Genomic DNA, 14,484 nt, shown 5'->3' on the forward strand with positions numbered 1-14,484 from the left:
GCCCAAGGGTCGGTTTCCTCGCCAGCACGCCACGTCCCCGCCGTTTTAGCCACCGTGTCCCGGCAACGCGTCTTGCACCTGCTTGACAACCGCTCGCAGGATCTCAACGCCCTTCTCGATTTGCCGAATGCTCAAGGCGGCATAGCCCATGACAAGCCCCATGCGATCGATGTGGCCTTCGTCCGACTGCCGCTCGTAAAGGGGCGAGATCAGGTGTAGCCCCAGGCCCGCGCCTCGGGCGGCTTCGACCAGGGTCGTTTCCCGCGATCGCGGCAGTTCGTCGAACCAAACGACGACGTGCAGACCGGCCTCTGCTCCCTGGACAGCGATGCGATCTCCGAAGCTGCGCCGCAAGGCGCCCAGCAACGTCCCCCGACGCTCGCCGTTCAGCCTGCGCACGCGCCGCACATGGCTTTCGTAGCCGCCACTCTCGATCAAAGAAGCCAGAGCCTCCTGTTCAGCCACCGGCGAATGCCGGTCCGCGAATTGTTTGGCGGTTGCGAAGACCTCCTGCAATTCCGGCGGGACGACGAGGTAGCCGATACGCAGCATCGGCGAGAGCGTTTTGGAGATCGTGCCGAGGTAGATGACAGCCCCGTGGTCCTCGAGACTGTGCAGCGGAGGGACCGGATTGATGTCGTAGCGATATTCGCTGTCGTAGTCGTCCTCGATCACGTAGGCATTGTTGTGCCGCGCCCATTCCAGAAGCTGGTGGCGGCGCGTGATCGGCATGACGCCGCCCAGCGGAAACTGATGCGATGGCGTGACATAGGCCAGTCGCGCCCCGATCCCCGCCAGCAACTCCGTCTTCATCCCGTCCTCGTCGACGGTGACCCGGACGGGCGAGGCACCCGTACTGGCAAAGACCTGACGCGCCATCCTGTAGCACGGGTCCTCGATGACGAAGCGGTCGGCGGGATCGAGAAGCAGGCGAGCGCACAGATCGAGGCCCTGCTGCGAACCGTTGACGATGATGATCTGCTCGCGGTCGCAGCTCAGGGTTCGGGCGCGCCAGAGATAGCCCTGGAGCGCCTGGCGCAGCCGGCGCGAGCCGCGAGGATCGTCATAGGCAAGACGCAACGGGCGCTGCCCCATCGCCTCGTTCATCGCACGTTTCCAGACCAATGCGGGGAAGTCTGACGGCGCCAGGTCGCCATAGCGGAAATCGACCTTCAGTCCAGTCGGCAGATAATCCGGCCAGGGCGGCATAACGCGCAGTCGTTCGCCATAGGCGGACAGATGAACCGGGCCGACTCGTTTCGCGACAGTGCGGCTCGTCTCAGGACCGATCAGCGAGGATGCAACGCGAGGTCGTGCGCCTTGACGGACTTCGATAAAACCTTCCGCGGTCAGTTGCTCATAGGCGACCGTCACCGTCGTTCGCGAAACCCCAAGGTCATTTGCCAGGCCTCGGGAGGACGGCAGCTGACTACCGGTTTCGTAGACGCCGCCGAGGATTTGCTCGCGAAGGGCCTCGTAAATCTGGCGTGCACCCATCGCGTGCGAGCGACCTGCAGAACCGGCGCTTGAAGACTGGACCATCTTTTTCATCGCCAACTGGATATTTCACATTGGCCAGTTTGCCGTCAATCTTTCGGAAACCCAAGAAAGATCTAGAGGCCGAATGACCCGTTCCTATCAATCCGAAACCGATGCTCTCACGCGGTCGCTCCACGACACCGGTCCCGGATTCGCCACTCGGGCGATCCATCATGGCTACGATCCCGCCGGCTTTTCCAATGCCGTTCAGCCGCCAGTCTTCTTGACCTCGACCTATGGATTCGAAAGCGTGGCAGCGAACGAGGCCGCCGCCGCGCTTGGCGGAAGGCTCTATGCGCGCGAATACAATCCCACGACGGAGATCCTCGAGCAACGGCTCGCCAATCTGGAAGCAGCCGAGGCAGGTTTGGTCGTTGCCTCGGGGATGGCGGCTTTCGGCACACTGATCTTGTCGCTCCTGTCCCAAGGCGATGAACTCATCGTCCACAAGACACTTTATGCGAACACGCTTGCCATGGTCGAACAGGCGGTCCCCCGCTTCGGCATCAAGGTCGTCGCGGTCGACCTGTCCGATCCTCACAATCTCGATGCCGCGATCACCGAGCGGACCCGGCTTGTTTTCTTCGAGACGCCGGTGAATCCGCTGAGCCGCATCTGCGACATCGCTGCCATTGCCGAGCGCGCCCACGCGCGCGGTGTAAAGGTTGCAGTCGACAGCACCTTCGCCTCCCCCGCGCTCCAGCGGCCGCTCGAACATGGGGCAGACCTCGTGCTCCACTCGCTGACCAAATACATCAATGGGCACGGCGATGCCCTTGGCGGGGCGATTCTCGGCGACGCGCAAACGCTCCGCACGCTGCACGAAACGGGCCTGCGCTACATCACCGGCGCAGCGCTCTCGCCCATGTCAGCCTTCCTGATCCTGCGCGGTCTGAAGACGCTCACGCTGCGCATGGAACGGCACAGCGCCACTGCCCTTGCGGTGGCTCAGGCGCTCCAGGCGCACCCGGCGGTGGCATGGGTGAGTTATCCCTTCCTCGACTCGCACCCTGATCAGGTGACGGCGCGAAAGCAGATGTCCCAAGGGTCGGGCATGTTGGCCTTTGGCCTCCACGCTGGGTTCGAGGGCGCGCGGCGGATGATGGACCGGCTCAACCTGATCACCCGGGCTGTCAGCCTCGGCGATGCCGACAGTCTCATCTATCATCCGGCAAGCCTGACCCGTGCTCGTCAGCCGATCCGCAAGGATGCGCATCTGGCCGATGGAGTCGGCGAGGACCTCATGCGTCTCTCGGTGGGTCTTGAAGACGCCGATGACCTAATCGCCGACCTGCGGCGGGCTCTGGACGCCTTGTGATGACTTGTCGTCCGGCCAGTCCTGCGCTCACGCACAAACCTGGAGCCTTGCCATGGCATTCCTGAGCGGCCTTTCCGCGTTTCCCATCACGCCGACCGATCGTGACGGCCGTGTCGATACCGTTGCTCTGCGCAAGCTGATTGCCAGGCTTTGCGCCGCTCAGGTCGATTCCATCGGTCTTCTCGGCAGCACCGGCACATACATGTATCTGACGCGCGAGGAACGGCGACGGGCGCTCGCCGAGACCTTGGACGAAACCGGGGGACAAATGCCGGTCGTGGTGGGTGTGGGCGCGCTGCGCACCGACGAAGCAGTGAGGCTCGCGCAGGACGCTAAGGCCCTTGGGGCTGCCGCGGGGTTGCTTGCCGCCGCCTCTTACACCCCGCTCACTGAGGACGAGGTGTTCGAACATTTCTCCACGGTGGCGCGCGAAAGTGGCCTTCCGATCGTCATCTACGACAATCCAGGAACGACGCATTTCCGTTTCACCCCAGCACTCGTCAGCCGCCTGGCAAAGGTGCGGGGGATCGTCGCTATCAAGAATCCGACAGAAAAGGGCGATGCGATCAAGAGCCATCTGGCCGACCAGAGGCGCACTGTGCCGGAAGGGTTCTCGATCGGCTACAGCGGCGACTGGAACGCTGCAGAGGCCATGATCGCTGGCGCTGACACATGGTACAGCGTCCTCGCGGGCATCCTGCCCGAGGTCTGCACAAAGATCGTCACAGCGGCGCAGCAGGGCGATGCGGCCGAAGCGCGACGGATCGATGCCGCGCTTGCGCCGCTCTGGAGCCTCTTCAAGGAGTTCTCGAGCCTTCGCGTCGTCTATGCACTTGCCGAATTGCTCGACATTTGCCGTGCCGACCCCCCGCGTCCCATCCTGCCTCTGCCCTCAGCAGCGAAGCGCCAGATCGCCGCCGCGTTGGAACGCTTGCCATCGGATGTCAACCGGTGAACAGCGAACCCGGCGGCCAGTGAAGGAACCTGTCATGTATGTACCCGCGCATTTCGATGAACCGAGCCGAGAAGTCCTTTACGAACTGATCGAGAACAGCGCACTTGGCATGCTGATAACCCATGGCCGGAGCGGTCTCGACGCCAATCACATCCCCTTCGAACTCGACACGTCACAGGGAGAAAACGGTTCCCTTTATTCCTGCGCGATTAGTACACGTGCCGAAGGAAAGTGCACTTTCTCGCTCGAGTGACTTATTTCAAAGGATGTGATCGCGTTTTGGCACATTCACGGCCCACATGCGGCAGCCGCTAACTCACCACATGGTGAGTAACCAGGAAACCTTCCGGCCTACACTTTCTCCCGGAGCGCGCGTGCTGCAGCAACCATGTTCATGAGGGCAGGGCGGACCTCCTCCCACTTGCGGGTTTTGAGGCCACAGTCCGGGTTTACCCACAGTTGGGCATCGGACAGTCGCTCGCGGGCAAGCATGACGAGATCCGAAATCTCGCCGACTTCCGGGACCCGTGGTGAGTGAATGTCATAGACTCCGGGCCCGATTTCATTCGGATATTTGGAGCTCGTGAAGGCGTCCAGCAGTTCCATTTTCGAGCGCGACGTCTCAATCGAAATGACATCCGCATCCATTTCAGCGATCGCGTCGATGATCTCGTTGAACTCCGAATAGCACATGTGGGTATGGATTTGAGTCGCGTCCTTTACACCCGTTGAAGCGATCCGGAAGCATTCGACAGCCCAGTCGAGATAGTCGTTCCAATCAGACTGGCGCAGTGGCAATCCTTCGCGAAACGCGGCCTCATCGATCTGGATCATCCTTGCGCCGGACCATTCGAGATCCGTCACTTCGTCGCGGATGGCGAGCGCGATCTGGCGGCATGCTTCGGAGCGGGGTACGTCGTCGCGAACAAATGACCAGTTGAGAATGGTCACTGGGCCTGTGAGCATTCCCTTCACAGGGTTTTCCGTAAGCGACTGGGCGAATTGCCACCAGCGCAGCGTCATCGGATTGGGCCTCGATACGTCGCCGAAGATGATGGGGGGGCCCACGTAACGCGACCCATAGCTCTGCACCCAGGCATGCTGAGTGAAGGCGAAGCCGGACAGCTGCTCGCCGAAATGCTGTACCATGTCGTTTCGTTCGAACTCACCGTGCACCAGCACGTCCAGCCCGATCTCTTCCTGCCAGCGAATTGCAGCCTCGATCTCCTTCTTCAGGAAGGTCTCGTAGTCGACATAGCTCAGCTGGTCCTTCGCATGAGCGGCCCGCGCCCTGCGTACCTGCGGCGTCTGCGGGAAGGACCCGATGGTCGTCGTCGGGAACGGCGGCAGCCCGAGCGTGCCGGCCTGGACTCTGGAGCGCTCGGCAAAAGCGCTCTCTCGTCGCTTCATGCTGTCGTCAATGCTGGCGATCCGCCCCTCAACCAGCGGGTCATGGATCTTCGTGGATGTCACGCGAGTGGCGGCAGCCTCGGCAGACGCTTTCAACGCGCCTGCCACCGCATCCCTGCCTTGGGACAGGGCCCGGGCAAGCAACACCAACTCGTCGGTCTTCTGGGCCGCGAAGGCGAGCCACGACCTGATGTCCGCGTCGAGTTCCGTCTCCATGCGGATGTCGATCGGCACATGCAGCATCGAGCAAGAAGGCGCGATCTCGACGCGGTCCAAGGGCCAGCCGGCGACGATCGGTTTGATGCGGTCGAGAATGGCGGGCAGGTTCGCACGCCAGACGTTGCGGCCATCGATCAAGCCAAGCGAGAGCACCAGATCCTTCGGTGCGAGCCGACCCACCGTTTCCAGCTGCTCGGGAGCGCGCACGAGATCAATATGCAGCCCGGCCAGGGGCAGAGAAACCGCGGTTTCGAGATTGTCTCCCAGCGGCCCGAAATAGGTAGCCAGCATGATCTTCAGCTCGGGGGCGGCTTTCGACAGCTGGCCATAGGCGAATTCGAACGCAGCTCGTTCGTTCGGGTTCAGATCGAGGACAAGCGCTGGCTCATCGATCTGCACCCAGTCGGCTCCAGACAGCTTCAGCCTCTGCAGGAGTTGCTCGTAGACGGGCAGCAGCCGGGGCAGGAGCGCGATGGGATCGAATCCTTCGGCAGGCGATTTCGCCAGCTTGAGGAAGGTGATCGGTCCAAGGATGACTGGGCGTGTGTGAACGCCGAGAGCTTTAGCCTCGATGAAGTAATCGACCGGTTTCGTCGACGAGAGGGCGAACGTCTGATCATCGTTGAGTTCCGGCACAATGTAGTGATAGTTGGTGTCAAACCACTTGGTCATTTCCATCGCGGTTACGCCAGGCCGATGAGCCGCATGCTGGTGACCACCGTGCCCACAATCCTCCGTCTGACCTTGGTTGCCGCGCGCCATTGCGAAATAGATGTCAAGTGGAACCTCGCCGCTATTCCAGCCGTAACGGGATGGAACGGCGCCGACCATGGCTGCGGTGTCGAGCACATGGTCGTAGAGCGAGAAGTCGTTCGACGGTATTTTCGACACGCCGCGATCGTGCTGCTCCTCCCAGCTAGCGGCACGGAGCGCCTTCGCGGTCGTGAGAAGGTCGGCAGCGGACGATTTTCCGGACCAGTAGCTTTCAAGCGCGAATTTCAGTTCTCGCCGACGACCGAAACGGGGCACGCCGAGCGTTGCTACAGGAATTTGCTGAGAGACAGTCATGCCAGACCCCGATGGTTGGGGCGTCGGTGACAAGGAAGGCGCTAGCAGGCCGGCACGAACGCCAGGCTGCAGCGGCCACCGAGACACCCCGCCCGTGGACGTAATTCGCCGTGGCAGGTCTCCTGGCTCGCGGGGTCATAGCCTCTACCCGTCTTCCCAAGGCTATTCGCCTCAGTGACATGAGTGGGGTTGGCTCGCCGCTAACAGTTGCGGGGGCAGCGCCGGCATCGCACCGGCTTCCCTCTTAGCTCCGCTGCGGCAGCGCCGTACGGAGAACCACGACGCGGGAGACAATTACAGCAGTTCGCTTCTTTGTCAACGTCGCATAAAGAAATGTTTATGTCGTTATGTTAAATTTCCGTTGGCATGTTCCAAAGGTCGCCTCGAAAGCGAAAACTGTGGAAGCCTTGAGCGGCCGGTAAATCAAAGCAATGACGCACGGCGCCCTTGTCCAGGAGGATAGGAGTTCGTCGGCTGCCGGCAGCAAACATACCGGCAAGCGCCGTGGTGCTGCTTAGCGCATCATGCGAACCACCTCAGCGTCGAACTTCGGCTCCGAGGTTCCGACCGCTTCGTTGGTGATCTGCTCGCGACCATATTCGGCTCAATGGCGAGGCTGTTGCCCATGTGGAAGCTGTTGGCCGTGATGCCCTCGGTGATATGACACAACGATTTCGGGGGGAGCACACCGAGGCCAGGCGCAGCGGCGTGTTGCGAAGTGATCGAGGCCAATGTCTCGCACTGCTTGTTCGCAGCCCACCGGCTCAAGGTAACCCGGCTCACCACCGGGCCAGCTCAAGTCCTGTCCAAATGAGGCCTGAGCGGCAAATCGTCGTGCACGCGCACGGTTTGGCGTTCGATCTTGTGATGCGTCTTGGGCGGACAATCGCCACGGTGCAGCGCGCAGAAGCGGTCCCCAATTGGGAAGCCGCGGGCGGTGAGGGCAAGCCAGCGCCACAGGCGGAAGGGGACTTGGACCTGTTTGCCCTGCTGGACCACAAGTTCGCGACACAGGGCCTCAAGGAGAAGACCAAGAGTGATTATGCGCGGGACCTCGCCAAATTCATCAAAAGCAGCGGGCAGTCAAAGTTCGGCGCCGATTGACATGGAGATAGCCATCGCGGGGGACCGCCCAGGCGGACCGCAAGCCGGAATACAACCGGGTGCAGGCGGCCAACCTCGTCCACAAGATGGCGTCGGGCACACACCGGCGATGGGAGAGCGGACCGTGGAGTGCAGGAACTTCACGCCTATCCACGCTCCCGTGGACGTGTCCTGCGGCACATCGGCAGCGATATTGAGGAGGCAGTTGAGCTTCTGGTCGAGCACTCTTACCTGCCACTACCTACGCTTAACGTCATCTCGTACTGAAAACGCACCACGCAAGGTCGAGATGTAACATGCGCCCTTCGTGGATGGTTCTAAGCTTCCTCGGGCGCGGTCAATCTGTGATAACGGTCGCTTGGAACCTCCATCACCGCGACGCGATCAAGGTTGGCGTATCGCGCTCGGTAGTAACCTTCTTCCTCCACTTCGGCGAAACTACACTGGGGAACGTCAAAGGTCGCAGCTTCCAATCCAAAGAAAGTCGTAGCGGTTTCCTCATCCAAGAAGTTCCACTCATCTTCTCCGTCGTCATATGTGACGCGAACATAGGAGGCCATGCGCACGGCTTCCTGATCACCCATCTCTGCGATGATGGCATCGCATTCTTTCTTCAGCTTTCCTGAAACCTCACCCTTATCCCAGTCATCCAAAGCCCGATAGATTTCTGGATGATAATACTCTGGCATCTCCTCTACATCATCACCGATAAGCTCAATGGTGCGGACATATTGCGGATTTATCAAGAGTATTTTGTTGTCAAGGCTCCAACAATACAGCCATGGCCTGCTTGTGTTATTTCTACGCAGATTATGAAGTTCCTTCAACTGACGCAAAATCGATTCACGCGCCTTTTCATCGATAGGATATTGGCGGCTGCCAAGAGTCGTCTTGATTCTGAGCGTGCCGTATCGCGTTTCGGCATCGGCAATTGCAAACGGGCTCGTGCGCCACTCCTCGACATCAATCTTCCAGCCCAGCAGCTCCTCGACCGTGCATTTCAACGTGAGACAAAGGTCCTTGATCTGCTCGACGTTCAACTGCGTTTTGCCTGTTTCCCAACGGGCCACAGTCTGTTGCGTCGTTGCCATCTGCTCTGCCAAATCTTTTTGAGTCATGCCCAGTCGAACCCTAAGCTCTTTCATGTTCATAACTCACCTCGCGTGTTCAACACACGCATTGTGGATGAATTAATCTAACACGTCAAGCGTGTTCAAAAATCGCAGCATGTGTTTTTAGGGCGTCTTCGAGGCTCCGGCAGCCGTTCGTGACCACTTGCGCAAGACACAGGGCTGGTACACAGCACGGATGGGCGATCAAAAATTACTGCTGCGGTGCTCGTCATCAGCCAAGCTGCCGCCGCACCTTCCACTAGGGTGCCAAGGTTCGAAATGAGTGCAGCCGACCATAGCGAACGGAAGGTCTTGTGCTCAAAAGGAACGAGTGAAGATGTTCTCTTCGCCATTGTGGGAAGCCTCGGGATTGACCGCGGGGCTGGATTTGTTTCGCCTCACTCAACCATGGCCTCGCCGTACAAGCCAAGCTGCCACAGTGCGCGCCTGCTAACCCAGAAAACTTGGCGGCCTTACAGGCATGCGCAGGACGCGCGAAGCCGCTCAAATCTCCCCAGATGGGTCAGCCATCGAAGACCGGCATCACTTGCCCGTTGAGCGGCTATACGATAATGCTCCGCGCTAAGCAGGAAGCGCCAAAAATTCGAGCGGCGACTTCATTCTCCTATTCAGGAAGGAACTATGAGGCGGCAGACGCGACCATTCACCGTGGAAGTCAAACAAAAGCGCAATTATGAAAAATCCGCACGTTCCATCTGGGGCAATTTCGACATCGCCGCGGCGATGGCCGAAACAACAAACGAAGTCGAGCCGTTAAATCGTCAGCTTGTTGACTCTACTGTAGTGGCCCTTGATGCTGAACCTTTGCACAAACCTCGAGTGGAGCATTTCATGGCCAATCCCCTGGAAACCGAGTCAGCAGTAGTTCATAGCGAACCGGCAGACAAAGCGGAAACGCCAAAACCGAAGACGAGAGCGCGGCGGTCGAGGAAGCCAGAAGCTGAGGCGAGCGCGCCTGCCCGCAAGGAGGGCGCCAAGCCGATATCCGCGACCACTGAAGCACCGCCGTCAGCGCGAACAGGCCGAAAGAGCTACTCCGCGAAGGATCGTGCCCAGAAGCTGGCGCAGATCGAGACCTCGATCGGCGGCGGCGCTACTCTCAAGAGCGCGGTGAAGCAAGCCGGCATCTCGGAACAGACATATTATCTTTGGAAGAAGGCGGCGGCGCCGGCGGCGGACAGTGACGGGCTGAAGGATCTCGTCGCGCTCGAGGAAGAAAACAAGCGGCTAAAGAGCGTGCTTGCCGATCGTCTCCGCAAGGAGAATGCGGAACTGAAGAAAAGGCTCGGGCTGGATTAAGGAGGGTGGGCAGCTGGTTCTTGGCTCGCCACCTACAGCAATCCCGCCTGCTCCGCCTCTCTGCGCAAATTCTGGCGTGGCCTTGGGCCGATCTGCTGGATGACCAGCCCGGCTGCCAGCGAGCCGAGATCGCCGCAATCCTTGAGGCTGCGGCCTTGCGTGTAGCCGTAGAGGAAGCCGGCGGCGTAGAGGTCGCCGGCGCCGGTGGTGTCGACCAGCTCGCGGATCCTGGTCGCATTGATGGTCACGGTCTCGTCGCCGCGCACGATGACCGAGCCCTTTTCCGAGCGGGTGACGGCGGCGATCTTGCAGTCCTTGCGGATCCGCGCCAGCGCCTCGTCGAAGGACGCGGTCTGGTAGAGCGACTTGATCTCGTGGCTGTTGGCAAAGACGATGTCGACGGTGCCGGAGCGCATGAGATCGAGGAACTCGTCGCGGTAGCGGTCGACGCAGAACGAGTCCGACAATGTCATCGACACTTCGCGCCCGGCGGCATGGGCGAGCTTCGCCGTCTGCCGGATCGCCTCCTTGGCGCGCGGCGGGTCCCACAGATAGCCCTCGAAATAAGTGACGGCCGCGCCCGACGCCTTGTCGGCCTCGACGTCCTCCGGGCCGAGTTCGACGCAGGCGCCGAGATAGGTGTTCATCGAGCGCTCGCCGTCCGGCGTGACGAAGATCATCGAGCGCGCCGTCGGTGGCTCGCCGCTGAGCGGCCTGGTGTCGAAGGCGACGCCCTGGGCATGGATGTCGTGCGCGTAGATTTCGCCGAGCGCGTCGTTCGAGACCTTGCCGAAGAAGGCGGCGCGGCCGCCGAAGGAGGCGACGCCCGCCGCCGTATTTGCCGGCGCTGCCGCCCGAGGCTTCAATGGCCGGGCCCATGCGGCTGTAGAGCAGTTCGGCGCGCCTCGTGTCGATCAAATTCATCGCGCCCTTGATGATGCCGTTCGTCTCCAGGAACGCCTCGTCGCACTGGGCGATGATGTCGACGATGGCATTTCCTATACAAAGCACGTCATAGTCCGGCATCAATTCATGTCTCCGCCAAAAACCCACCGGCTTTCTGGCATGCCGGCCGCGGGCGGGTCTGGCCAGTGGGAATGGGCTTTCCGATTGCCAATCCGTTCGGCGCCGGCCTTCACGGGGCGGCAAGTCCTGCCTCGCGACGCAATTCGTCGGCCTTGTCTGTCTTCTCCCAGGTGAAATCAGGCTCTTCACGGCCGAAATGGCCATAGGTCGCGGTCTTGCGGTATATAGGGCGTAAGAGATCAAGCATCTTGATAATGCCCTTCGGTCTGAGATCGAACAACTCAAGAATGAGGCGCTCGATCCTTCTTTCCTCAACCCTCGCTGTTCCGAACGTGTTGACCATGACAGAAACCGGACTTGCCACGCCGATTGCGTAAGCAAGCTGCACCTCGCAGACGTCCGCAAGTCCGCTAGCGACGATATTCTTGGCGACATACCGGGCCGCATAGGCAGCTGAGCGGTCAACCTTGGACGGGTCCTTGCCCGAAAAGGCGCCGCCGCCGTGACGACCCATCCCACCATAGGAATCGACGATGATCTTGCGTCCAGTGAGACCGCAGTCGCCGCGCGGCCCGCCGACTACGAACCTCCCCGTCGGGTTGACCAGAATTCTGATGCCTTCCGTCTCCAGATGGGTCGGCAGGACAGGCTTTATGATTTCCTCAATGACGCCCTCGCGGACCGTCTCTTGCGAGACCTGCTCGTCATGTTGGGTCGATACGACAATGGTATCCAGGGCGACCGGGCGCAACCCCTCATAGCGCACTGAGACTTGGGATTTCATGTCAGGACGCAACCAGCCAAGCTGTCCTGCTTTCCGGACATCTGCCTGTCGTTTCGTCAAGCGATGAGCGAGCTGGATCGGCAAAGGCATCAGAGTATCGGTTTCGCGGCATGCGTAGCCGAACATGAGGCCCTGATCTCCCGCTCCCTGTTGGAGGTCCTGCCCTCGTCCCTCGTCAACGCCCTGGCTAATGTCGGGCGATTGCTCGGTGAGCGCATGAATGACGGAGCAACGCCGGCCGTCAAAGCCGACGGCCTCATCGTCGTATCCAATATCGAGAATCGTATCGCGCGCAACTTGGCTATAATCCACCTGCGCATCGCTGGTAATCTCGCCAGCCAGAACGACCATCCCTGATTTTACCAACGCTTCACAGGCGACGCGCGCCTTGGGATCGGTGCGGAGGATGGCATCGAGGATGGCATCCGAGATGTTGTCGGCCAACTTATCCGGGCGTCCCGCGCCAACCGATTCGGAAGAGAACACGAACTGCCTAGCCATGAAATGCCTCGTTTCGGGTGTTGGAGTTGTATGGTGCATTTTGCTTAGCCCACCTTACCTGTCGGTGAGGCCCGGGACCTCGAACGCAGCGCACAAGTCGGCAACGTCTCTTCGCACGCAGGCATGGAGATCTTCGTCTTCTGGCTCGCCGGAGGACGGAGTCCATGAAGCCAGCAATTTGCACGGTTTCCACATCGCGCAAGCCCATTGACGTCACTGCTGGCGCCCCCAGGCGAATTCCGCTTGTGACCGCAGGATGGCGCGGGTCGCCCGGCACCATATTAAAGCTCGTAATGATGCCTGCCTTCGCTAACCGCTTGGCATAGGCCTTGCCTGATAGTGGTCGATCGAAGATCAAGGATCAGCATGTGATTGTCAGTGCCCCCGGTGACCAGGTCATAACCTCGGTCCAGAAGCGCCTGGGCCAGAGCCTTGGCATTTTTGACAATCTGTTGGCCGTAACTGCGGAAGGACGGGTCCGCGGCTTCCCGCAAAGCGACAGCTAGCGCCGCGATAACATTCATATGGGGGCCGCCTTGCAGTTGAGGGAAGACAGCGCGATCTATTCGTCTGGCGAGATTGTATTTGCCCTTCGAATGATACAGCGCTTGATAGCGATCTTCATTCCTTGACAAAATGAAGCCACCGCGGGGACCGCGGATCGACTTGTGAGACGTGCTGCTGACGACGTCGCAATGGGGTACGGGATTCGGATGCACTCCAGCGACAATCAGGCCACTGATGTGCGCGATGTCGGCCACGAGGTAGGAGTTCGCCTCCAGAGCGATTTCTGCCATTGCCGCGTAGTCGACGATACGGGGATAAGCAGTACCGCCAGCCCAAATGAGCCGAGGCCGTTCGCGTTTTGCTGTTTCGCGCAAACGGTCATAGTCAATTTGCTGCGTCTTTTCGTGCAGCCCATAGGGGACGCGCTTATAGTCTGTTCCGGAAAAATTGATGGCCCAACCATGAGTGAGGTGGCCCCCTTCCGGAATTGGCAAACCCATCACCTTGTCACCGGGGCTTAAAAGCGCTCGATAGACAGCCTGATTGGCCGGCGAGCCGGAATAAGGCTGGACGTTGGCGTGTTCGCTGCCGAATAACGTGTTCAAGCGCTCAATGGCGAGGTTCTCAAGCTCATCGACGATCTCGTTTCCCGCGTAGTAGCGCGCAGCGGGGTACCTCTCGGCGTACTTGTTCATGAAAATCGAACCGGTTGCTTCCAGCACGGCCGAGGAGGCAAAGTTCTCAGATGCGATCAGTTTGAGCGTCGTCCGCTCCTGCCGCACCTGTCTTAGAAGCAGTTCGTGAACGCGGCAATCAACCGTCGCCAAGCGAGACCGTCCATAAGTGTCGGGCTGCGCGATGGCGCTGTCGGCGGAGTTGTCCATGGTAGCTTCGCGCTCCAATTGGATTGATCTATTTCACGGTCAAGCATGCGGTCCCCTTCGGCCGCGTGTCTCGTACCGCTTCGAGCCGTTGAAGGTCTCGTTTGTGATAGCCATCGCCGTGGGGCAGGAGATCAACCAACAATTGAACCAGCCCGCCGTCCTTACCTCCTGTTTTGAGATTGTACGAGCACCACGGACGTTGTTCGTTGCAGTAAAGAAAGTCGGCTCTGGCCAGCAGCCGGACGTGTCGTACAACGTGCTCACGACGCAGACCCAGAATCTCCGCTAGCTGGCAGACAGTTAGGTCCGCGTGCGCGCAAAGGCCTAGAATTCGAAGGCGATCTAAATGCGCTGCCGTCCGTAGGCGACTGACCAGTGTCAGCATTGGTCAGGACCAAGCCACTTGGAAAGCCTGGGCACTCGTCCTACTGAATTTGTCATTTCGCGTTCTCCACAGATGTTGCAGCTTTCGAACCAATTATATGGTTCGTTGTCCAGCGACCGGACAATCTTGGTGGCCGTGAAGATACTGTTTTGAGCCGATATGGCTGTGTCGAACAAACAAGATGGGGCGCTCTTCTTGCGATTGGCTTTAGCTTCAGCGGGTCGAAGAATAAGCGGCGCCGGTTTGGACCTGACGTTGCCCCCAGTTTCTATCCAGTTTTGAGTTCGTTTCCGGCGTGGGTTGTGCCCTGCTGGGCGGGTGAAGCGACGGGCGCTGGCGCGGAGCCTTTGGC

At 60.0% G+C, this 14,484-nt stretch carries 10 protein-coding genes, 2 pseudogenes and 1 riboswitch; of the genes and pseudogenes, 5 read left to right on the top strand and 7 right to left on the bottom strand.

Features of this window, described 5'->3' with window-relative positions; all coding sequences use genetic code 11:
- Positions 1–45 precede the first annotated feature (45 nt).
- Positions 46–1,551, bottom strand: a complete 1,506-nt coding sequence (gene pdxR / locus NKJ84_RS29155) for a MocR-like pyridoxine biosynthesis transcription factor PdxR (RefSeq protein ID WP_352509321.1) — start codon at positions 1,549–1,551, stop codon at positions 46–48.
- A 73-nt stretch (positions 1,552–1,624) separates the two neighbouring features.
- Here pdxR and NKJ84_RS29160 point away from each other — a divergent pair, with 73 nt between their 5' ends.
- From NKJ84_RS29160 to NKJ84_RS29170, 3 genes are read left to right on the top strand one after another with little or no spacing between them, the layout of a single operon-like run.
- Complete coding sequence (locus tag NKJ84_RS29160; RefSeq protein WP_352509310.1) at positions 1,625–2,857, top strand: trans-sulfuration enzyme family protein; 1,233 nt, start codon at positions 1,625–1,627, stop codon at positions 2,855–2,857.
- Between the two features lie 52 nt (positions 2,858–2,909).
- A complete protein-coding gene (locus NKJ84_RS29165) occupies positions 2,910–3,812 on the top strand; it encodes a dihydrodipicolinate synthase family protein (protein ID WP_352509311.1) in 903 nt (300 codons plus the stop codon).
- Positions 3,813–3,846: 34 nt separating this feature from the next.
- Positions 3,847–4,065 carry an FMN-binding negative transcriptional regulator gene (locus NKJ84_RS29170; protein WP_352452617.1) on the top strand — a complete coding sequence of 73 codons (219 nt, stop codon included), beginning with the start codon at positions 3,847–3,849 and terminating at the stop codon, positions 4,063–4,065.
- A gap of 98 nt (positions 4,066–4,163) precedes the next feature.
- Here NKJ84_RS29170 and metE read toward each other — a convergent pair whose 3' ends face one another.
- Positions 4,164–6,509, bottom strand: coding sequence for a 5-methyltetrahydropteroyltriglutamate--homocysteine S-methyltransferase (gene metE / locus NKJ84_RS29175; protein WP_352509312.1), 2,346 nt, complete (start codon positions 6,507–6,509; stop codon positions 4,164–4,166).
- Positions 6,510–6,604: 95 nt separating this feature from the next.
- A riboswitch (cobalamin riboswitch) is annotated at positions 6,605–6,805 on the bottom strand.
- 553 nt (positions 6,806–7,358) lie between these two features.
- Between metE and NKJ84_RS29180 the strand changes: the two genes are divergently transcribed.
- Complete coding sequence (locus NKJ84_RS29180) at positions 7,359–7,613, top strand: hypothetical protein (protein WP_352509314.1); 255 nt, start codon at positions 7,359–7,361, stop codon at positions 7,611–7,613.
- A 317-nt stretch (positions 7,614–7,930) separates the two neighbouring features.
- Here the strand turns inward: NKJ84_RS29180 and NKJ84_RS29185 are convergent, their stop codons facing one another.
- Together NKJ84_RS29185 and NKJ84_RS29190 are read right to left on the bottom strand one after the other, a co-directional pair.
- Positions 7,931–8,764: a helix-turn-helix transcriptional regulator gene (locus NKJ84_RS29185; RefSeq protein WP_352458260.1), complete on the bottom strand. Its 834-nt coding sequence runs from the start codon at positions 8,762–8,764 to the stop codon at positions 7,931–7,933.
- Between the two features lie 62 nt (positions 8,765–8,826).
- Complete coding sequence (locus tag NKJ84_RS29190; protein ID WP_352509315.1) at positions 8,827–9,078, bottom strand: MFS transporter; 252 nt, start codon at positions 9,076–9,078, stop codon at positions 8,827–8,829.
- Positions 9,079–9,367: 289 nt separating this feature from the next.
- Between NKJ84_RS29190 and NKJ84_RS29195 the strand changes: the two genes are divergently transcribed.
- Complete coding sequence (locus NKJ84_RS29195) at positions 9,368–10,045, top strand: transposase (RefSeq protein WP_352509316.1); 678 nt, start codon at positions 9,368–9,370, stop codon at positions 10,043–10,045.
- Positions 10,046–10,077: 32 nt separating this feature from the next.
- On the opposite strand, the pseudogene NKJ84_RS29200 reads toward NKJ84_RS29195, so the two are convergent.
- The 3 genes and pseudogenes from NKJ84_RS29200 to glyA all read right to left on the bottom strand — a co-directional run bounded on the left by NKJ84_RS29200 (position 10,078) and on the right by glyA (position 13,747).
- Positions 10,078–11,071 (bottom strand): annotated as a pseudogene (locus tag NKJ84_RS29200) (adenosine kinase).
- Positions 11,072–11,180: 109 nt separating this feature from the next.
- On the bottom strand, positions 11,181–12,356 hold the full coding sequence (gene metK / locus NKJ84_RS29205; RefSeq protein ID WP_352509318.1) for a methionine adenosyltransferase: 1,176 nt from the start codon (positions 12,354–12,356) through the stop codon (positions 11,181–11,183).
- 54 nt (positions 12,357–12,410) lie between these two features.
- Positions 12,411–13,747: pseudogene (gene glyA, locus NKJ84_RS29210) on the bottom strand (serine hydroxymethyltransferase).
- Positions 13,748–14,484: the final 737 nt, after the last annotated feature.

Origin of the sequence: Mesorhizobium sp. M0048 (genome assembly GCF_040323405.1) — a bacterium.
Classification (GTDB): Bacteria; Pseudomonadota; Alphaproteobacteria; order Rhizobiales; family Rhizobiaceae; genus Mesorhizobium.